The 19,464-nt window shown below is 70.1% G+C and carries 16 protein-coding genes and 1 pseudogene; 10 read left to right on the forward strand and 7 right to left on the reverse strand.

Going from position 1 to position 19,464, the window contains the following annotated elements; translation table 11 throughout:
- Nucleotides 1-139: 139 nt before the first annotated feature.
- The 5 genes from ABGB14_RS29345 to ABGB14_RS29365 are packed head-to-tail and all read left to right on the forward strand — an operon-like array spanning nt 140 to nt 6,519.
- Nucleotides 140-1,465: a sugar ABC transporter substrate-binding protein gene (locus tag ABGB14_RS29345; protein ID WP_347647058.1), complete on the forward strand. Its 1,326-nt coding sequence runs from the start codon at nt 140-142 to the stop codon at nt 1,463-1,465.
- Nucleotides 1,462-2,394, forward strand: a complete 933-nt coding sequence (locus ABGB14_RS29350; RefSeq protein WP_347647059.1) for a sugar ABC transporter permease — start codon at nt 1,462-1,464, stop codon at nt 2,392-2,394. The genes ABGB14_RS29345 and ABGB14_RS29350 overlap by 4 nt, the downstream gene beginning before the upstream one ends.
- Nucleotides 2,391-3,257 carry a carbohydrate ABC transporter permease gene (locus ABGB14_RS29355; RefSeq protein ID WP_347647060.1) on the forward strand — a complete coding sequence of 289 codons (867 nt, stop codon included), beginning with the start codon at nt 2,391-2,393 and terminating at the stop codon, nt 3,255-3,257. Before ABGB14_RS29350 ends, ABGB14_RS29355 begins: the two co-directional genes overlap by 4 nt.
- Nucleotides 3,254-3,922, forward strand: coding sequence for a hypothetical protein (locus ABGB14_RS29360; protein WP_347647061.1), 669 nt, complete (start codon nt 3,254-3,256; stop codon nt 3,920-3,922). The genes ABGB14_RS29355 and ABGB14_RS29360 overlap by 4 nt, the downstream gene beginning before the upstream one ends.
- Nucleotides 3,919-6,519 carry a GH116 family glycosyl-hydrolase gene (locus ABGB14_RS29365; RefSeq protein WP_347647062.1) on the forward strand — a complete coding sequence of 867 codons (2,601 nt, stop codon included), beginning with the start codon at nt 3,919-3,921 and terminating at the stop codon, nt 6,517-6,519. Before ABGB14_RS29360 ends, ABGB14_RS29365 begins: the two co-directional genes overlap by 4 nt.
- Nucleotides 6,520-6,820: 301 nt before the next feature.
- On the opposite strand, the gene ABGB14_RS29370 is transcribed toward ABGB14_RS29365, so the two are convergent.
- A complete protein-coding gene (locus ABGB14_RS29370; RefSeq protein WP_165959640.1) occupies nt 6,821-6,970 on the reverse strand; it encodes a GPGG-motif small membrane protein in 150 nt (49 codons plus the stop codon).
- A 97-nt stretch (nt 6,971-7,067) separates the two neighbouring features.
- Nucleotides 7,068-7,379 (reverse strand): annotated as a pseudogene (locus ABGB14_RS29375) (DUF1360 domain-containing protein); the annotation flags it as partial.
- A 111-nt stretch (nt 7,380-7,490) separates the two neighbouring features.
- Here ABGB14_RS29375 and ABGB14_RS29380 point away from each other — a divergent pair.
- Complete coding sequence (locus ABGB14_RS29380) at nt 7,491-8,087, forward strand: nucleotidyltransferase (protein ID WP_347647063.1); 597 nt, start codon at nt 7,491-7,493, stop codon at nt 8,085-8,087.
- An 18-nt stretch (nt 8,088-8,105) separates the two neighbouring features.
- On the opposite strand, the gene secA2 is transcribed toward ABGB14_RS29380, so the two are convergent.
- From secA2 to ABGB14_RS29400, 4 genes are all read right to left on the reverse strand, one after another.
- Nucleotides 8,106-10,289 (reverse strand): accessory Sec system translocase SecA2, encoded by a 2,184-nt coding sequence (gene secA2 / locus ABGB14_RS29385; protein ID WP_347647064.1) that lies wholly within the window; start codon nt 10,287-10,289, stop codon nt 8,106-8,108.
- 154 nt (nt 10,290-10,443) lie between these two features.
- A complete protein-coding gene (locus ABGB14_RS29390) occupies nt 10,444-11,328 on the reverse strand; it encodes a DMT family transporter (protein WP_347647065.1) in 885 nt (294 codons plus the stop codon).
- Between the two features lie 189 nt (nt 11,329-11,517).
- The gene (locus ABGB14_RS29395) at nt 11,518-12,333 is read right to left on the reverse strand and encodes an SAM-dependent methyltransferase (RefSeq protein ID WP_347647066.1); all 816 of its coding nucleotides are present in this window, start codon (nt 12,331-12,333) and stop codon (nt 11,518-11,520) included.
- 84 nt (nt 12,334-12,417) lie between these two features.
- Nucleotides 12,418-13,521 carry an acyltransferase gene (locus tag ABGB14_RS29400; RefSeq protein WP_347647067.1) on the reverse strand — a complete coding sequence of 368 codons (1,104 nt, stop codon included), beginning with the start codon at nt 13,519-13,521 and terminating at the stop codon, nt 12,418-12,420.
- A gap of 158 nt (nt 13,522-13,679) precedes the next feature.
- On the opposite strand from ABGB14_RS29400, the gene ABGB14_RS29405 reads away from it, so the two are divergent.
- From ABGB14_RS29405 to ABGB14_RS29420, 4 genes are all read left to right on the forward strand, one after another.
- Complete coding sequence (locus tag ABGB14_RS29405; protein ID WP_347647068.1) at nt 13,680-14,024, forward strand: PRC-barrel domain containing protein; 345 nt, start codon at nt 13,680-13,682, stop codon at nt 14,022-14,024.
- Between the two features lie 97 nt (nt 14,025-14,121).
- Nucleotides 14,122-14,496: a VOC family protein gene (locus ABGB14_RS29410; protein ID WP_347647069.1), complete on the forward strand. Its 375-nt coding sequence runs from the start codon at nt 14,122-14,124 to the stop codon at nt 14,494-14,496.
- A 166-nt stretch (nt 14,497-14,662) separates the two neighbouring features.
- Nucleotides 14,663-15,592: a DMT family transporter gene (locus ABGB14_RS29415; RefSeq protein ID WP_347647070.1), complete on the forward strand. Its 930-nt coding sequence runs from the start codon at nt 14,663-14,665 to the stop codon at nt 15,590-15,592.
- A 150-nt stretch (nt 15,593-15,742) separates the two neighbouring features.
- A complete protein-coding gene (locus tag ABGB14_RS29420; protein WP_347647071.1) occupies nt 15,743-18,109 on the forward strand; it encodes a right-handed parallel beta-helix repeat-containing protein in 2,367 nt (788 codons plus the stop codon).
- Nucleotides 18,110-18,173: 64 nt separating this feature from the next.
- On the opposite strand, the gene ABGB14_RS29425 is transcribed toward ABGB14_RS29420, so the two are convergent.
- A complete protein-coding gene (locus ABGB14_RS29425) occupies nt 18,174-19,388 on the reverse strand; it encodes an FAD-dependent monooxygenase (protein WP_347647072.1) in 1,215 nt (404 codons plus the stop codon).
- Between the last annotated feature and the right edge of the window lie 76 nt (nt 19,389-19,464).

Here is a 19,464-nt window from a genome sequence, read left to right on the forward strand (position 1 = left end):
CCAGCGACGACCTGACCGTGCGATGCGTTCCTGCCCGAGGGCGCCGCGGCTTGGCGCAACGCTCTATTGACGGCCCTGTTCAACTTCTCTAGGCTGTCGGAAATCGATTTCCCCGTCCGCTCCCGAAGGGACTCCCTCCATGGAGGAAACCACCGGCGGGCCGGCCGTCGGACCGCCCGGCGGCCGGGGAGGCGACCCGACCAGGCGCGGCGTGCTCAAGGCCGCGGCAGCCGCGGCGGCGCTCCCCATACTGACCACCGCGTGCGGCGGGACCGGCGAGGGCACGCTGACCTTCGTCTACATGGGGGACGCCAACCAGCAGGCGCAGTTCCGTGCGCTGTTCACCGAGTTCAACAAGGTCAACCCGAACATCCGACTGGTCGCGCAGGCCATCCCCGCCGGCAACTGGGCCGTGTTCGCCAACACCGTGGCGACGCGGATCGCGGGCGGATACGTTCCCGACATCATCCAGGTCGCCACCGAGGGGCAGCGCATCTTCGCCTCGAAGGGACTGCTCGAACCGCTCGACCCCTACATCAAGGCGGACCAGAAGATCGTCGACGACTACTTCGCCGACATCGATCCCAACCTGATCGACTGGAACACCCGCTATGCCTCCCACGACGGCCGTACGTACTACATGCCCGGCGGGTACAACACCGTGGTCCTCTACGCCAACACCGAGGTGTTCGCCCGTGCCGGCGTCGAACTGCCCGAGGACGGCAAGTGGACCTGGGACGAGTTCCGGGCCGCCGGCGAGCGCGTCAAGGCCGCGACGGGCGCCTTCCTCGTCCCCACCGACCTGAGCTATTTCGGCGGCATCATGCCGTGGCTGGCCACGAACGGCGCCAGCACATTCGACGCCACCTGGCGGCGGCCGACGTTCGACAGCCCCGAGGCGATCGAGGCGGTGACCTTCGTCAAGGGCCTCATCGACGCGGGTCTCGCGCCCAAGCCGGGAGGTCAGTTCGACGCGGCGACCGCGCTGGCCCAGGGCAAGCTGGCGACGCTCAACGGCGGCCGGTGGCCCGTCATCGACCTGCGCCGGCTCGGCATCGTCGGCAAGACACTGGTGGTCTCGTTTCCGACCAGGCGGACCGACGGCTCCCCGGTGGGCTGGGACGGCTGGCCCATCACTCGAGATTCGAAGAACAAGCAGGAGGCGTGGACCTTCATCAAGTTCCTGATCTCCAAGCAGGCGGCCACGTTCTTCGCGTCGATCGGCGGCACCATCGTCCCCGCACGCAGGTCCGTCGCCGAGGGCCCCGCGTTCACCGGCAACGCCTCCGAGCGCAGCGAGCGTCTGGCGGAGGCGATCTCGTACGCGACGCCGATCCCCTCCCCCGACCGCGGCCCGGAGGCGCAGAAGATCATCGAGGAGGCGTGGCTGAAGGTGTTGAGCGGCAACGGAGAGCCGGCTGCGACGCTCGCCGAGGCCAACCGGCAGTTGGGCGGGCTGCTGTGACCGCGCCGACTCTCGCCTCCGGCCGGATCTCCTCCGGCGGAGCGCGGCGGGCCGCCCGGCCACGACGGTCACTCGCCGGATACGTCTTCATCAGCCCGGCCCTGCTGCTCTTCCTGATCTTCGTGGCCGGCCCGCTGGTCTTCGCGTTCGCCCTCAGCCTGTACTCCTGGGACCTGCTGACCCCCGCACGGTTCGTGGGATTCGCGAACTTCGCCAACCTGTTCGCGGACCCGCTGCTGATCAAGGCGCTCGGCACGACCTTCGCCTTCGCCTTCGCGTCCGTGGTCACGCACATTGTCGGCGGCCTGCTGCTGGCCGTGGCGGTGAACCGGATGAAGAACCGGGTGCTGTCCTACTTCGTGCGAACCGCGATCTTCTTTCCGTTCGTCATCTCCTGGGCGGCGGTTTCGCTGCTCTGGAAGTACGTCCTGGACCCGAACTTCGGGCTGGTGACCCACTATCTCGGGGTGCTCGGCATCACCGCGCCGTCGTGGTTCGCCGACCCCGCCTGGTCACTGCCGGCGATCATCGGCATCGACTTCTGGCACACCATCGGGTTCACCTTCATCATCATGCTGGCCGGACTCCAGGCCGTGCCGGAGCGGCTGGTGGAGGCGGCCCGGGTGGACGGGGCGAGCAGCTGGCACGTGTTCTGGCACATCACCGTGCCGATGATGTCGCCGACGCTGTTCTTCGCCACGGTGATCACGTTCATCGGCGCATTCCAGATCTTCGACCCGATGCAGATCATCACGCAGGGCGGACCGGACAACTCGACGATGAGCATCGTCATGTACCTCTACCAGACCGGGTTCGAGAGCTTCAGCGTCGGTTATGCCTCGACGGTCGCCGTGGTGGTCTTCATCGTGATCATGAGCGTCACGGCTTTCCAGTTCTGGATGTCGAAACGATGGGTGCACGAGCAGTGACAGCGACGACATCGACGACGGTGGGCACGCCACGGCGGAGGCGGTGGCGGACCGGCTCCGTGGTGATCGACGCGGCGCTGCTGGTCGTGGGGATCGTCATGGTGGCACCGCTGGTCTGGCTGGTCAGCAGCAGCCTGACCGCGGCCGGCCAGGCGTTCACCCTGCCGCCCAAGTGGATTCCGAGCCCTTTCACGCTCGACAACTTCGCCGAGGTGCCGGAGCTGCTGCCGTTCGGCCGGATGGCGATGAACTCGCTGGTGGTCGCCGTGACGGCCACCGCCGGGTCACTGTTCACCAGCGTGCTCGCGGCCTACGCGTTCTCCCGGCTGGAGTTCCGCGGCAGCCGCGTGATGTTCATCGCCATGCTCAGCGCGCTGATGGTCCCGCCGCAGCTCACGATCATCCCGGTGTTCCTGATGATGCGGAACCTGGGGCTGGTGGACACCCTGCCCGCGCTCTGGCTGCCCGCCCTGATCAACGTGTTCGCGATCTTCTTCCTGCGGCAGTACTTCAACACGATCCCGAGGGAACTGGACGACGCGGCGAAGATCGACGGAGCCGGTCACCTGTGGATCCTGTTCCGCATGCTGGTGCCGCTGTCGGGCCCGGCCCTGTCGGCGCTGGCCATCCTCGCGTTCGAGGCGTCGTGGAACAACTACTTCGCCCCGCTCATCCTGGTCTACAGCCCGGACAACATGACGCTCCCGCTGGGCCTGGTCACGCTGCAGAGCAGCTTCGGCACCAGCCCCACCGTGGTGGTCTTCGCGGCCATCACCATGGTGGTGCTGCCGGTGCTGATCCTCTTCCTGGCGTTCCAGCGCAGCTTCGCGGCCAGCATCGCGATCTCCGGGATCCGCGGATGAGCGGTGCGTCCCTGCCCCGGCTGTTCCGGGCCGCCTGGCCGTCCTTACCGGCGCTGCTCGCGGGCAGCGTCGCGGTCTGCGCCGGAGCGGCGGCCACCGCGCTGACCGGCCCCGGCCTGACACCGATCTCCGTGGCCGCCGCCGCCGTACTCATCGGCGCGCCCCTGGCCGCCCTCGTCCACCTCGCCGTGCGGATGTGGCACGGCGAGGAGCCCACCGTACGCGACTGGCTCGGCTGCCTGCGCTCCGCGCCCGCGCGCGGCGTCGCGGTGACGGCCGTTCCGGCGGGGATCGCCGCGCTGACGCTGGTCAGCCTGGAGGTCTGGGCGCAGTCCCGGCAGGCGTGGGTGCTGGTGCCGCTCGCGCTCGGCGGCGCCCTGACCGTGGTGACCGGGCTGGGCGCCTGCGTCGCACTCCCGCTGGCGCTGCACCGGCCGGAGCTGCGCGGCGCGCCTCTGTGGGCGGGTGCACTGCACCTGGTGGCCCGCAACCCGGTGAGGGTGCTGGCCGTACCGGCGGTGGCGGTGCTGGCGGCGCAGGCGGCCACCGGCCTGACCGCCTCGCTGCTGCTGCTCTTCCCTGCCCCCCTCGCCCTGGTGATGGTCGCGGCCGCCTTCACCTCGACCACGTCCGCACAACCGACCATGGGGAGGACCACCCGATGACCCCGCGCAACGCCGCCCGGCCGGATGCCGCCGCACCGCGACGCATCGAGCACGCCGACGGTCGCCACATCGCCATGCCGCTGGGCGGCATCGGGACGGGCAACGTCGCGCTCTGCGCCGACGGGGCGCTGCGCCAGTGGCAGCTCCACAACATCGGCAACCACAAAGGCGACCTGCCAGGGTCGTTCTTCGCGCTGCGCGCCACGCGGATCGAGCCGCCGCTGGACGAGGTGCGCGTACTCGCCGCTCCGCCAGTGGACGGGCCGGGCACGCCATTGGTCACGGACGACCACGTGCCCGGCTGGCAGCGGGACCTGCTGGCCCGCGAGCGCGGCGTGGAGGGGACGACCTTTGAGTCGACCTACCCGTTCGCGCGGATCGACTACCGCGACGCCTCGCTGCCGGTGCGGGTCTCCTTGGAGGCGTTCACCCCGCTGGTGCCGCTGGATGTGGCGCGTAGCTCGCTGCCCGCGGCCCTGTTCACCTTCACCCTGACCAACATCGACGACCTGCCGATCCACGGCCAGCTCGGCGCGACCCTGCAGAACGCCGTCGGCCACGACGGGGTCAGCCCCATCACCGGCACGGCCGGCCCCGGCTACGGCGGCAACACCAACCGGGTGCGCCGACACGGCGGGTGGACCGCCGTGGTGATGGAGAACGCCGGGCTGCCCGCCGCCCACCCGGGGGCCGGGCAGATGGTGCTCTGCGCCGACTCCGCCGCCGCGGGCGCGCTGCCGCAGTGGAGCGAGCCGGAGGAGTTCTTCGCGTACCTGCGGGGACGCGCGCCCGCGGTGGACGCCGCCCGGAGCCGGCACGTGCCATACCTGGCGGACACCATGGTCAGCGGACCCAACCCGGCGGAGGGTCCGAGCCCGGCCGGGCGCACCTGGAACGCGGGCCTGGCGGTGCCGTTCCGGCTGGCTCCGGGCGAGCGCGTCCAGATCCGGTACGTCATGACCTGGTGGTTCCCCAACCGCTACGTCAACTTCACCCAGTTCGGGCCGCAGCACACCGAATGGGGACCGACCCGGTTCTGGCTGGGCAACGCCTACGCCACCGCGTTCCCCGACGCGGTGGCGGTGGCGGAGCACCTCGGCGCGAACTGGGCGGACCTGGAGGCCGACTCGCGGGCCTGGACCGACACGCTGACCAGCGGCTCGCTGACCGCGGACACCGCCGAGCGGATGGCCGCGCAGGCCGCGATCATCCGCAGCCCGAGCTGCTTCCAGACCGCCGACGGCGCGTTCTTCGGGTTCGAGGGCGTGCAGGGGGCGTCGACCGTGATGTGGGCGGGCGACGCCGGCGGATCGTGCCCGCTCAACTGCACCCACGTGTGGAACTACGAGCAGGCGCTGGCCCGGCTGTTCCCCTCGCTGGAGCGGAGCATGCGGGAGACCGAGTTCGACGTGATGCAGGCCCCGGAAGGCTACATCCCGCACCGGGTGATCTCCCCGACGTACCTGCCCCAGCTCTGGGACGTCATCATCGGCGGCCCGGAGGAGCCCGCGCTGGACGGCATGCTCGGCACGGTCCTGAAGACCTACCGCGAGGTACGGCAGGGCGCGGGCGAGGACTGGCTCCGGCGGTACTGGCCGAACGTGCGCAGGCTGCTCGACCACATCCGCGCGAAGTGGGACCCGGACGGCACCGGTGTGCTGCGCGGCATCCAGCCGAGCACCCACGACATCGACCTGTGCGGCGTGAACAGCTTCATGGGCACCCTGTGGCTGGCGGCGCTGCGGGCGGCCGAGGAGATGGCGCGGCTGACCGGCGAGCCGGACTTCGCGACCGAGCTGCGAGGGCTGTTCGAGCGGGGCAGCGCCGCGTACGACGAGTTGCTGTGGAACGGCGAGTACTACACGCAGGTCCTGGAGCCGGGCGAGTCGCGGGAGTTCCAGTGGGAGTCGGGCTGCCTGGCCGACCAGGTGATAGGCCAGTGGTGGGCGCACCAGCTCGACCTGGGCTACCTGCTGCCGCGCGAGCACGTGCTCTCCGCGCTGCGCGCGGTGGTCCGGCACAATCTCCGCACCGGGTTCAAGGACTTCGACCACGTCTTCCGGGTGTTCGCCGACGAGGACGACACCGGCCTGCTGATGTGCACCTGGCCGGAGGGGGGACGGCCCGCGGTGCCGACCCGCTACGCCGACGAGGTGTGGACCGGGATCGAGTACCAGGTCGCCGCGCACTGCCTGTACGAAGGGCTGCAGGAGGAGGGCGACGCGATCCTCTCCGGCCTGTGGGCGCGCTACGACGGCAGCCGCCGCAACCCGTACAACAAGATCGAGTGCGGCGACCACTACGTGCGCGCGCTGGCCGGCTGGAGCGTCCTCGACGTGATCACCGGGCAGAGCTGGGACGCCACCACCGGCACGCTGCGCGTGGCGCTGCCGCCGGACGGGGGGTCGTGGCCGGTGGTGACCGGCACGGGCTGGGGCACGCTCCGCCGCAGCGGCGTGGCGGTGACGTTGGAGTGCGCGTCGGGCCGGTTCGACCTGAACCGCCTCGCCCTGGTCGGCCCGGACGGTGAAAGCGCCGGCGGGCACGCGCAGCCCGTCGTCGTGGCGCGTGGTGAGGAGCTGACCGTAGAAGTCTGAAAGCGGGACTGCTGTGGTTCCTGGCGATCGCGTACGGCGATGCCCAGCTGGCCCACATCCCCGAGCAGACCATCGGGGACGGCGTCATCCCCGACCCGCGACGGGACGCCGAGCACCGCCTGACCTGGTCCATCTGGCGGCGACGACACCAACACCGCGCTTCTCCGCAGAACGCACAGGGAAACGTATGCGTACTCCGGTTGTTTGTTGCGTTATTCCGGCAAGAAGGAGAACCGCTGGACCGTTCTCGGGGAATCGGCCCAGCGGTCGGGTCGGGCGAGGAGCCATTCGGGTGGCGCCCCTAGACATTGAAGATGCTGACCCCGCCGGGCCCGACCAGGAAGCCGAGCACGATGAGCACGATCCCCCAGAGGAGGTCGCGGCGGGCGAGGATCACGTAGATCCCGGAGATGACGAGAATTACCGCGATGATCCAGAGCAAAGTAGCCATGACTCCGCCTCTGCCCTGAGGGGTGGCCGCTTAACATGTTTTTCCGCTCGGAGGCGAGAACGAGAAACATCGGGCCGCGCCTTTATCGCCGCATCATTCAAGAGGCCGACTTCATCAATTTCGCGTAGGCGAGCTGCAGCCAGTCGGAGATCGCCACCGCGGTCATCGTCGCCCCCACGAGCCGGGTGACCTTGGGCGCCAGCACCAGCCCGGCGGCGTACGCGGTGGCCACCCACTGCGACAGGCAGAACGGGCAGGCGAGCAGCTCGCCCACCGGGCCGCGGGGCTTCTCCTGCACCTCGGCGGGCCCGCCGCCGCCCTTGTAGCGGGTGAACGGCGCCCGGAGCGGGCTGGTGACGGGGTCCTTCGCCAGCCGCCGTGACACCTTGTGCGTGCAGGCCGCCATCAGCCAGGATTTCGGTCATACGCTCCTCGTTCTGCCCCCAGGCCCAGGGCGTACTCGCGCGAGAGCCCTTATAACACAACGCCTAGTGGGGGATCGTGTGGGTAGCCCGAAACCATGAGCAGCCACGGTCACGCGGTCACGGACGCGATCCTCGACACCCTCAAGCGCGCCAGCTCCGGGTTGAAGGACGCCGGAGTGAAATTCGCGCTGGCCGGAGGCTGCGCCGCCTACGCCAGAGGGGCCGCGCCGTCGCTGCACGACGTGGACTTCGTGGTCACCGAGCACGACGTGCCCGCCGCCCTGGAGGCGCTGCGCGGGCTGGGCTTCCAGACGGCCAAGCCGCCGGAGGACTGGCTGGTCAAGGCGTACGACGAGGGCCGCCTGGTGGATCTGATCTTCCGGGTGTCGGACCTGGCGATCACCGACGAGCTGCTCGACAGGGCCGAGCCGCTGAAGGCGTCGGCCGTGATCGTTCCCGTGCTGGAGGCCACCGACCTGGTGATCTCGTGGCTGCTGCCGCTGTCGGAGCACGCCTGCGACTACGGTGCGCTGCTGTCGCAGGTGCGCGCGCTGCGCGAGCAGGTCGACTGGCCGCGGGTCGCGGCCGTGATAGAGGACTCGCCGTACGCGATGACGTTCCTCACCTTGCTGGAGCGGCTGGGCGTGCTGGAAGGGCCGGTCGTGCCGTCGGGCGACCCCAAGTGGCCCTGACGGTCTCCTGTGACGCGCTCAGCCGCGCCGGGTGGCGGCGGTGACGCGCTTGAGGATGCGGTCCCACTCCGTGCCGAAGGGGTTGTCCTGCACGAGGTAGGTCCACGTCGCCGTGGGCCGCCGCAGATCCGGCTCGGGCGCCTCGAACGACTCCAGCGAGCGCCGCTCCACCTCGGCCAGCAGCGATTTGTACTCGGCCACGGCCTCCCTATGGAACTCGTCGACCGGGCTCATCCGGCCGAGCGCCCGCAGGTGGATGCCCTCGCGCAGGTCGGTCAGGAACGCCAGGTGCTCGGTCCAGCAGCGGTCGATCGCGTGCAGGACGATCTGGCGGGCCGTCTCGTCGCGGGCGTCCTCGGGCAGCGACTCCCAGCGCTCGGAGTCGGCCTTCGCCAGCGCCGTGGAGGCGGCGTCGCCGTGCAGGACCTTGTCGCGCCACTCCAGGATGAGCTCGCGCTGGTGCTCGAGCAGGCGGGTGTAGCGCCACGTGTTGCGGTGGATCTCCAGGTTGACGCCCTCGGCGACGCGCTGGGCGTGGCCGACGAGGTAGGCCCCGCGCCGGTGGCGGACGATGCCGTCGGGGTCGGCCGCGGGCGGCCGCTCGTCGGGGACGAACTGGGTGATCAGATCGTCCTGCATGCTGACGAAGAAGACCGAGCCGCCCGGGTCGCCCTGGCGGCCCGCCCGGCCGCGCAGCTGGTCGTCGAGCCGGCTGCTGGCGTGGCGGCCTGACCCGATCACGTAGAGGCCGCCCAGCTCGGCCACACCGTCGCCGAGGCGGATGTCGGTGCCGCGGCCGGCCATCTGGGTGGAGACCGTGACGGCGTCGCGCTCGCCGGCCTTGGCGATGATCGCGGCCTCTTCCGCGTCGTTCTTGGCGTTGAGCACCACCGGCTCCAGGCCACGCCGCTGGAGGAGCTTGGCCAGGTTTTCCGACTCGGCCACGTCGAGCGTGCCGATGAGGATGGGCCGGCCGGTGGCGTGCACCTCCTGGATCTCCTCGACCAGGGCGGCGTCCTTGTCGGGCACGGTCGGGTAGATGCGGTCGGGCTCGTCGGTCCTGACACACGGCCGGTTGGGCGGGATCACCGCGACCTTGAGGCCGTAGAACTCGCCGAGCTGCTCGCTGACGGCCACGGCCGTGCCCGTCATGCCGCAGATCTGTGGATAGCGGCGGATGAGGCCCTGCACGGTGATCGAGTCGAGGATCTCGCCCTTCTCGCTCGGCGGCAGCGCCTCCTTGGCCTCCACGGCCGCCTGCAGGCCGTCGGGCCAGCGCTGGAGCAACGCCACCCGGCCGCGCGAGGGGTTGATGAGCTGCACCTTGCCGTCGCGCACGATGTAGTCGACGTCGCGCGCGAGCAGGGCGTGGGCGTGCAGGGCCAGGTTGAGCTCGATGAGGGTGCCGGGCTCGTGCTCGTCGTAGAGCTCGACGCCCAGCAGGTTTTCCACGCTGTCGGCGCCCTTGGGCGTCAGGTAGACGTTGCGCGCCTGCTCGTCGATCTCGTAGTGGTAGCCGCGGACGAGCTGCCTGACCAGCGCCGCCATCTCCGGCACCGCGTTGCCGGGGTCGGCCGCGCCGGCCATGACCAGCGGCACGCGGGCCTCGTCGACGAGCACGGAGTCGGCCTCGTCGACCAGCGCCACCTCGGGCGCGGGCACGATCAGCTCGGCGGCGTCGGTGCGCAGCCGGTCGCGCAGGACGTCGAACCCGATCTCGCTGACCGGGCCATAGGTGACGTCCTTCGCGTACGCCTCGCGCCGCTCCTCAGGCGTGGAGTTCTGGCCGATCCAGCCCACGCTGACGCCGAGCGCGGCGTAGAACGGCCCCATCCACTCGGCGTCGCGCCGGGCGAGATAGTCGTTGACGGAGATCACGTGGACGCGCTTGCCCTGCAACGCGTAGCCGGCCGCGGCCATGGCGCCGGAAAGCGTCTTGCCCTCACCGGTCGCCATCTCCGCGACCTTGCCGTCGAGCAGGGCCAGCGTGCCCAGCAGTTGCACGTCGTAAGGGCGCAGCCCCAGCTCGCGGTCCGCGGCCTCGCGCACGATGGCACAGAACCCGGCCAGATCGTCCATCTCCGGCTTGGGCAGCTCGTCGAGCTCACCGATCTTGGCGGCTCGCGCTCCGGCGGCCCTGACGGTCTTCTGGTAGGGGGCCAGAGGCACTCCGCCCGGGCGATCCAGCAGGTTCCTCAGCATTCCCGAGATTGACGCCACAGTTCCTCCAACGCACGCTTCGCCGAGACCGTTCCCTCGGCCAAGGGGTGGGAGCGGAGCGACGATACGGCAAGCGCCGCCGTACCGGACCTTAACTCATCCGGCGGCCTGTACCGTCACAACGCACCCGCCCGAGTCACCCCTCTTCGGCCCGGAGCGCGAGCACTGTCACCGCGGCCAGCAGCAGAGCGCAGCCGGTCCAGGCGAGTGGCGTGAGCCGCTCCCCGAACAGCGCCACGCCGAGCAGCGCCGCGCCCACGGCCTCGCCGAGCGAGATGACGGCGACCGTGGTGGCCCGCAGCGCGGTCAGCGCCACGAAGTACAGCCCGTACGCGAGCGCCGTCGGCACCGCGCCGAGATAGATCAGCAGTGCCATGGACGGCCAGCTGATGTCCGGCACCACGCCTTCCGCCAGCGCGAACGGAGCCAGGCACACCGCGGCCACGGCGAACCCGCCGATGGCCGTGCTCCGCGGGTCGCGGTCGTTGTGCCGCCGTGACAACAACGTCACCCCGGCGTACCCGGTGGCCGAGGCCAGCGCGAAGGCGACCCCGGCGACGGGGGAGCCCGCCGAGGGAGCCGCGGCGTGGTACGCGGGCTCCACCGTGAGCAGGACGAGGCCGGCCAGCGCGGCGGCCAGCGCGAGGAGCGCTCCGCGGCCGAGCCGCTCGCGCAGGAAGATCCGGCTGCCCACGGCCGTGAGGACGGGCGTCGCGCCCATCGTCACCACGGTCGCGACGGCCACGCCGGAGTGGGCGATCGCGGCGAAGTAGGCGGTCTGGTAGACGGCCATGCCGGCCCCGACCGGCAGGACCCGCCAGTCGAGGTGGTCGGCCAGGACGAAGCGGCGGACGATCACGAGGAGGAAGGCGGCGCCGAGAAGGTGACGCCACAGGGACACGCCGACGGGGCCGAGCTGGCCGGCCTGGAAGAGCAGGGAGCCGGCGGCGCCGCCGGTGCCCCAGGCGGTCGCGGCCATGGTCACGTAGAAGGCGCCCCGCCGCGCGGAGACATGGGTCATGACAGATTGCTCCGGATGGAGTGGTTGGGATGGGCCCGGCGTGCGGGCAGCAACCACTCACGGATCTGTCAGACCCGTGAAATGCAGGAAAGCCGCCCGCTAGCGGGCGGGCGGGGGAGAGCAGATGAGCATGCGTCGCGGCATGGGGCTCACCTTACCGTCAGCGACGGTCACCCGGATCGCGGGGACTCACGGCTTGCGGGCGACGCCGCCCAGGAGCAGTTCCTCCCACGGCGCGAGCGGGCCGGGGACGCGCTCGTCGGGGTGCCACTCGGGGAAGTGCACGACTCCCGGCTCCACCAGCACGAGGCCGTCGAAGAACGCGGTGATGGCGGCGCGGTCGCGGAAGAAGCCGGCGCCCATGGTGGCCTGCAACATCACCTCGAGCGCCTTGGCCTTGGGGCTGGGGAAGGCGAGCATGTTGGCGGCGGCGAGGTAGCTGCCCGGCGGCAGCGCCGACATGTATCTCCTGACCAGGGCGTGGGGGTCCTCCTGGTCGGGGAGGAGGTGCAGCAGCCCGATCGCCATGATCGCCGTCGGCTGGGACAGGTCGATGAGGCCGCGCAGCACCGGGTGGCCGAGCACGGCGTCGAGGTCGCGGGCGTCCGCGGTGATGGCGCCCGCGTGGGGGTTGGCGCCCAGCAGGGCCCGCGCGTGCGGCTCCACCGTGGGGTCGACGTCGACGTAGACGACCTTGCACGCGCGGTCGGCGAACTGGGCGACCTCGTGGGTGTTCTCGATCGTGGGCAGCCCGGCGCCCAGGTCGACGATCTGCCTGATGCCGGCCTCGCGGACCAGGAAGTCGACCACCCTGCCGACGAAGGCGCGGTGGCACCAGAGGAGGTCGACCACCTCGGGCACCGTGTCCTTCAGCTTGCGTGCCACCGAGCGGTCGGCGGCGAAGTTCTCCGTGCCGCCGAGCAGCGCGTCGTGCACGCGCGCCACGTTCGGCCGCTGGGGATCCACACCGGGCGGAGCCCACGCCGGCTCGTCCGTCTCACTCATCCGGCCCCCTTCACTCTCCGTGACGCGGATCGTATCCGCACCTGGAGCCCGGATGCCCGGCGTGCCGGCCGGTTGTCAGAAGAGTCAGCCCACCCTGTCCGACGTCGGGCGGGGCGTCTCGCGCTGGGCGTGCCTGGGGACGTGGGCGGACGCGCCACCTGCCAACATGGCCTTCAGCCTGGGCGCGAGCGGCCGCTCGACGAACCTGTACACCAGGTACGCGGCGCCGAGCATGACCACGATCAGCCCGCACAGCAGCACGTACTTGTTGACCGAGTCGCCCAGCCTGGTGAAGAGCACGAAGCCGACGTGCGCGTGCAGCAGGTAGAGCGGGTACGTCAGCGCGCCGGCCGTCACCAGCCACGGCCTGCCCAGTCCTCGGGTGGCGCGCAGCGCGATGAGCGTCATGACGAGGAAGAGCAGCACGACCACGGTGATGATCGCGGCGTGCGAGTACGTCACGGAGTAGCGTTCACCGACGGCGTCGGCGTACCCGATGGCCCGGTAGACGGCGTTGCCCAGGCAGATCGGCAGCAGCAGGGCGATCTGCACGTTCAGCCCGAACTTGTAGAGCATGAACAGCGCCATGCCGGCGATGAAGTAGTGGGAGAACTCCGACTGCACGACCAGGTCGGCGATCCCCGGCAGCAGCCCCGCCTGCACGAGGAACGTCAGCCCCAGCCAGGCCCAGAGCCCCACCATGACGCGGGTCCGCGTCATGCCGATGAAGGTGAAGGCCAGGATGAGGAAGTAGAACCGCATCTCGGCCCAGAGCGTCCAGTAGACGACGTCCACGTTCGCGATGTTCGGCACCGACTGGAACATCGTCAGGTTCGCCAGAACCTGAGGCAGGCTCACCTCGAACACGCCCTGTCCCAGCGTCACGGTCACCACGCTGGTGACGGCGATGCCCACCCAGTACGCGGGATAGAGCCGCACGAAGCGCGAGACCACGAACGCGCGCGGGCTCCTGCCCCATGCGCTCATCAACACGACGAAGCCGCTGACCAGGAAGAACAGGTCCACGCCCAGGTAGCCGTACTTGGACCAGGCGCTCTCCGCGGCGAAGACGACCGGGCTGTGGTCGCCGGCCCAGCCGGAGAACGTGTAGTGGAACAGCACGACGCAGAGCGCCGCCAGTAGCCGGAGGCCGTCGATCTCGTATAGACGGTCTGAGCTAGTTGGCATTCTTATCACCCTTCTTGTCCAAGAAGAGGGTGGCGTAGACCGCTTGCTGACCGATGAATGATCGCTTGCTGTTAACCGCTTTGTTACCGGTTTACGGAGCTCTGTTCGGGTAGCGGATGGGGGCCCGAGAAGGACGGAAGAGGAGAGGACGAGTTCCTATGGAGCTCTGGGACTACCGACCTGACGTCTACGACCGTGGCAGGAGCCTGGATCTGGCGGGCTTCCGCGTCCAGGCGACCGACGGGAAGATCGGGACCGTCGACGAGGCGACGTACGAGGTCGGCGAGAGCTACATCATCGTCGACACCGGCCCCTGGATCTTCGGCAAGAAGGTCATGCTCCCGGCGCAGGTCGTCACGAGTATCGACCCGCAGGAGCGCGACGTGCACGTCGCGCGCACCAAGGCCGAGATCAAGGACGCGCCCGAGTTCGACGAGGCCACGTTCAAGGAGCCCGAATACCGGACCCGGCTGGGTGACTACTACGGCCGCTTCCCCCGGTGACTCCGTGTCGTGACGGGAGGGCCGCGTCCGAACCCGGGGCGCGGCCCTTCGCCGTACCTGACACAAGATGGCAGGTACGGCTGGAACGCTCGACCCCATGACGACGAAAGCGAAACTCCTGGCGGTCACCATCGACTGCGCGGAGCCCAGGAAGCTGGCCGCGTTCTACCACGAGGTCACGGGGCTGGACATCCAGTACTCCGAGGACGAGTACGCGGCCGTGGGCGACGGCACCACGAACATCTACTTCGGCAGGAACCCCGATCGCGAGCCGGCCGCGTGGCCTGGCCCGGCCAAGCAGTTCCACCTGGACTTCCGGGTGCCGGACGTGGAGAAGGCGGTCGGCGAGTACATCGCGCTGGGCGCGACCAGGCCAGAGTTCCAGCCCGGTGTCACCGAGGAGGGCACGGGCTGGGTCGTCCTGCAGGACCCGGAGGGCCACCTTTTCTGCGTCTGCCCCGAGCGCTCCTAGCGCGGGCCGGTGCGGCCTGACCGGCCCCAAGAATGAGCCACAAGTTCGTGCTGTTCAGGATGGGTCCAGGTGGATTTATCAGCCTAAAGGTGGATTCTAGAAGCTCGCTGGGCTCATAAGCTGGAGCAATGCCTCTGAAAGGACGCCTGCCCCTGCGCGGGCCGCGATGACCTGGGTCGGCCTGCTGATCGCTCTGGCCGGCGCGCTGGGCTACGCGCTCGGCGCCGCGCTGCAGCAGTACGAAGCCGTCGCCGAGGGCGCCTCGCTCCGGCTGGTGCGGCGCCCCCGCTGGTGGATCGGCGGCATCATCGGCTTCACCGGCGCGTGCCTGCACGCGGTGGCGCTCAGCTTCGCCCCGCTGGTCGCCGTCCAGCCGATCAGCGTCGCGACCCTGGTGTTCGCGGTGCCGCTGGCGGCGTTCCTGTACGGCCGCCGTCCGTACCGCGCGGAGATCTTCGGATCGATCGCCGTGGCCGTGGGCCTGCTCTGGCTCATGATGCTGGTGCCCGAGCACAACGTGCCGCCGCACCTGGGCGACGGCGCGGCCATCGGGTTCATCGCCGTGATCGGGGTGGTCACCCTGGTCACGCAGCTGATGGCGCGCCGGGTGCACGGCGCGGCCAGGGCCGCGCTGCTCTCGGTGGGCGCGGGGGCCGTCACCGCGAGCGTGTCCACGTTCGTCCGCGTGGTCGGCGGCGGCCTCCAGGGCGACCTGGGGCGGCTGGTCCACTGGTTCACCCTCGCCGTGCCCCTGCTGCTGGTTTGCGCGGTCGTGCTGCTCCAGCGCTCGTACGCGGTCGGCTACTTCGGCATCGCCTACGCGGGCGTGCAGGTCGTCGACCCCATCACCTCCGTGCTCGCGGGCGCCATCCTGCTCGGCGAGCCGCTGCCCACGTCCCCCGCCACGGCGATCCCCGCCCTGCTGGCCGGCGCGCTGACCATCGGCGGCACGATCACGCTCGGACGCCTGGCCCCCGACCACCGCCCGGCACCGGCGGGCACCCCGGCGGGCACCCCGGCGGGCACCTTGGCGGGCAGCGCTGAGGACGGCGCAGGGGCGTCCCTCCCCGTGTCGGCGACGTCGGACGTGAACTGAGGCGCGGCCCTCTCGCGGCCGTCCCTGCGGGCGGCCACCCGCATTGGTCAAACGGTTGAATTGACATGGCCTGCAGGGTTACGGTGCATCGGCGATGACCTTTGTGGTCTGTCACATTGCATTGCCCCGGAACGAGCGGAGTGCACGAGCATGCCGAGAAGAGCGATGGGTGTCCTGATCGCGTCCGTCCTGGTGGTCACGGCGGCCGGAGCGCCGGCGTCGGCGGAGCCCGGCTTACCCGCCGGCAAGACCGTTGTCCACGTGGCCAAGGACGGCGAAGAAGGCGCCACCGGTACGAAGTCCGATCCGTTCGCGACGGTCGAGCAGGCCCGCGACGCGCTGGCGGGACGGACGAGCGCGCGGCGGCCCGGCGTCGTCTACATCAGGGAGGGCGTCTACCAGACGTCCAAGACCGTCCAGCTCAGCGGCGCTGAGCACTCCTACGTCACCTATGCCGCATATCCGGGCGAGCAGGTCGAGTTCGCCGGAGTCACCACCCTCGCCCCCGGCGACTTCCGCAAGCTGAGCGACGTGCCGGACGAGGCCAGGTGGTCGTCGAAGGCGCGCGTCCCCGACACGGCGGCCGGCCACGTCTACGTCTACGACCTGGGCGCGAAGGGCATCCCCGCCGGGGTGATCATGAAGAACGGGTTCAACTGGAAACCCCAGCCGTTCGCCCCCGAGCTGATCACCGACGACGCGACCCAGACCCTGGCCCAATATCCGAACGGCGACGAGAAGCTCGACAGCGCCGCCATCACCGTCAAGGAGGCGCCGAAGGGCGCCAGGGACTACTTCTCGGACAAGACCGAGGACGGCACCACCATGCCGTACGAGGACATGCTCAAGCTGCCGGGCCCCGTCTACACCCCCGTCGACGCCACGCTCAAGGAGCGCTCCGCCACGTGGGCGCCGCCGCAGGGCCAGGAGGCCGACAACACCGTTCACGAGACCGACGGCTGGCTCTCCGGCTATTTCGGCAACAACTACGCCAACGACCGCGTCCGCATCGCCTCCGTGGACCCCGGTGCGGCGGAACTGCGCACGACATATCCCACGATGTACGCCGCCACCGACAAGTGGACGTCGTTCGTCGCCCAGAACGTGCTCAGCGAGCTCGACACCGAGGGTGAGTACTACATCGACCGCTGGAACGACGCCGGCACCCTCTACTACTACCCGCCGGGCGGGACCGTCGAGGGCAAGGAGATCAGCCTGACCTCCTTCGACGCGCCCTTCTTCCAGCTGGAGAACGTGCGCGGGGTGACGCTCAAGGGCCTGAAGCTGAACGGCACCACCGGCACCGCCGTACGGCTGCTCGACGCGGAGTCGTGCACCGTCGACGGCCTGGAGATCCTCAACGCCAGCATGGACGCGGTCGCGATCGGAGAGGCCAACGACGCCATCACGGCCATCGCCGAATACCGCACCAGCCGAGGCGGCCACCGCAACAAGGTGATCAACAGCCGGCTGCACGACCTCGGCGGCGGCGGGGTGTTCACGGCCGGCGGCGACCGCGACTCGCTGGAGCGCGGCGACCACGTCGTGGAGCACAACGAGATCTACGACTTCTCCAAGCTCGCCACCTACACCCCCGCCGGCTACATGTACGGCGTCGGCAACACCTTCCGCTACAACCACGTCCACGACGCGCCCCACATGGCGATCCAGATCATGGGCAACGACATGGAGATCAGCCACAACAGGTTCGAGCGGCTGGTGACGCACGCCTCGGACCAGGGCGTGATCTACGCGGGCCGCGACTACACGTACCTGAACAACCTGGTGGCGTACAACCTGTTCAAGGACATCGGCGCGGACGGCAACCAGGCCGTCTACATGGACGACGGAATGTCGGGGATGGTCGTGCGCCACAACGTCTTCGACAACGTCCAGCACGGCCTGTTCTTCCAGGCCGGCCACAGCAACGTCGCCTCGGACAACGTGTTCAAGGACGTGACCTACCTCGGGCACGACAAGCTCTACCACGAGGACGACCTGCCGGTGCCGAACTCGAAGGTCGTGGTCGAGCGCTTCAACGACATGCTGAAGCCCGGCGACGGCACCGGCTTCACCAACACCAGGGAGAACATCGAGAGGTGGTACCGCCACTACGGCAAGCAGTATCCGAACATCCGTGACTGGTACGTCCCGTCGAAGGCGAACGGCGAGCTCTGCACCTCTATCGACGCCACCGAGTGCACCGAGGCGTACGTGTGGACCGACCCCGACTCCCTGTACGTGCCCGCGCACAACGTGCTGACCCGGTCGGTCAGCATCGCGACGGGCGACTTCGCCTACACCGACGACGCCGGCGGGCTGAGCGTCAAGACCTTCAACCCGGACTTCGACTCGTACAACGTCAAGAAGGACAGCGCCGCCGCGTTGGCCTTCGATCCCGCCACGGGGAAGTTCGACGCCAGGTCCACGCCGCTCAACTCGGCCGAGGGCTTCGGCCCGAAGTGGGTGCGCGAGTGGAACAGGAATTTCACCCTGGACGGCATCGGGCCCCGGTGAGGAGCCCGGCAGCCGGCTCGTGACGGGCTCATGACGGGCCTGGCGGCGGCGCCCGCCTCAGCCGTCAGACGGGACGCTCGGTGCTTTCCTTCGGCCGGTCGCCGCGGGGCGGGCGCCAGCCGAGCACGTCGTGCATGGAGCGCAACATCAAGTCAGGGCTGAGCCGGGCGGCCGTGGACATCCCGAGGTCGCGCAGCCGTACGGCCAGCGGATGGCGGAGCCTGGTCATCCGGTTGATGGTCATGGACTGGCGGACGACCCGCCACGTGCGGTCGAGGCGGGCGGCGGTGTAGGCGGGGAGCACCTCCTCGACCGCGGGGGAGCCGCCCGCCAGGCGGGCCAGCACGACGGCGTCCTCGATCGCCTGGCAGGCCCCCTGGCCGAGGTTGGGCGCCATGGGATGGGCGGCGTCGCCGACGAACGCCACCCTGCCGGTGTGCAGGGCGGGCAGCGGCGTGCCGAACGAGAAGATGTCGTTACGGATGATGTTCGCGGGGTCGGCCGCGCGCAGCAGCGAGGGGATCGGCTCATGCCAGTCGCCGAACCTGCGCAGCAGTTCCTCCCGCTCGTCCGCGTGGACGGCTCCGGCGGGGGACACGTCGGTCGCGTACACGTACACGGTGTCCTCGGCGTGCCCGGCCTTCCCGATGTCCCCGGCCTCTCCCGCCAGCAGGTGGACCCCTATCAGGAGCCCTTTGCCCCAGGTCTCCGTGCTCTGGATGGGCAGGTCTGACCTGGGTATGAGGGCGCGCCAGGCCGTCACGCCGGAGTAGGCCGGGCCTGGATGGCCGGGGAAGAGTGCCCCGCGGGTCGCCGAGTGGATGCCGTCGGCGGCGACGACCAGGTCGGCCTCCAGGTCGCCCTCTCCGGTGCGGACGACTCCGCGGGCGGCGTCCACGTCCGAGACGGTGACGCCGAGCCGCAGGCGGGCCCCGCCCAGGGCGTCGGCGAGCACGTCCATCAGCGCGGCCCGCAACAGGACCACCATCGAGTCCCCGTAACGCGCGAGCGCGTCGTCCTCCGTGGTGTGCACGAGCCACCGCCCATCGGGGCGGCGGATGCCCACCTGCCCCTCGAACCTGCCGAGTTCGCGGATGCGATCCCCCAGGTCGAGCGTGTCGAGCGCCTTCAACGCGTTGGGCGCCATCGCCAGCCCCGACCCCACGGGGGCGAGGTGGGCGGCCCGTTCGAGCACGGTCACGTCCCACCCCTCGCGGCGGAGCGCCACCCCGGCGGTCAGCCCGCCGACACCTCCGCCGATCACCACGGCCTTCGGCATGTCCCTGCCTCCTTCGCACTACGTCTGTAGTTTCTCATACTACGCGTGTAGTCGGGTGGTTGTAGGATCGGGTCCC

The sequence above is a fragment of the Nonomuraea sp. B10E15 genome (assembly GCF_039871615.1).
In the GTDB taxonomy this organism is placed as follows: Bacteria; Actinomycetota; Actinomycetes; order Streptosporangiales; family Streptosporangiaceae; genus Nonomuraea.

Coding starts and splice junctions, on each gene's coding strand:
- secA2 (WP_347647064.1), bottom strand. CDS start 10,289: ATGCTGAGGAACCTGCTGGATCGCCCGGGCGGAGTGCCTCTGGCCCCC.
- ABGB14_RS29360 (WP_347647061.1), top strand. CDS start 3,254: ATGAGCGGTGCGTCCCTGCCCCGGCTGTTCCGGGCCGCCTGGCCGTCC.
- ABGB14_RS29410 (WP_347647069.1), top strand. CDS start 14,122: ATGACGACGAAAGCGAAACTCCTGGCGGTCACCATCGACTGCGCGGAG.
- ABGB14_RS29425 (WP_347647072.1), bottom strand. CDS start 19,388: ATGCCGAAGGCCGTGGTGATCGGCGGAGGTGTCGGCGGGCTGACCGCC.
- ABGB14_RS29395 (WP_347647066.1), bottom strand. CDS start 12,333: ATGAGTGAGACGGACGAGCCGGCGTGGGCTCCGCCCGGTGTGGATCCC.
- ABGB14_RS29380 (WP_347647063.1), top strand. CDS start 7,491: ATGAGCAGCCACGGTCACGCGGTCACGGACGCGATCCTCGACACCCTC.
- ABGB14_RS29400 (WP_347647067.1), bottom strand. CDS start 13,521: ATGCCAACTAGCTCAGACCGTCTATACGAGATCGACGGCCTCCGGCTA.
- ABGB14_RS29405 (WP_347647068.1), top strand. CDS start 13,680: ATGGAGCTCTGGGACTACCGACCTGACGTCTACGACCGTGGCAGGAGC.
- ABGB14_RS29345 (WP_347647058.1), top strand. CDS start 140: ATGGAGGAAACCACCGGCGGGCCGGCCGTCGGACCGCCCGGCGGCCGG.
- ABGB14_RS29390 (WP_347647065.1), bottom strand. CDS start 11,328: ATGACCCATGTCTCCGCGCGGCGGGGCGCCTTCTACGTGACCATGGCC.
- ABGB14_RS29420 (WP_347647071.1), top strand. CDS start 15,743: ATGCCGAGAAGAGCGATGGGTGTCCTGATCGCGTCCGTCCTGGTGGTC.
- ABGB14_RS29365 (WP_347647062.1), top strand. CDS start 3,919: ATGACCCCGCGCAACGCCGCCCGGCCGGATGCCGCCGCACCGCGACGC.
- ABGB14_RS29370 (WP_165959640.1), bottom strand. CDS start 6,970: ATGGCTACTTTGCTCTGGATCATCGCGGTAATTCTCGTCATCTCCGGG.
- ABGB14_RS29415 (WP_347647070.1), top strand. CDS start 14,663: ATGACCTGGGTCGGCCTGCTGATCGCTCTGGCCGGCGCGCTGGGCTAC.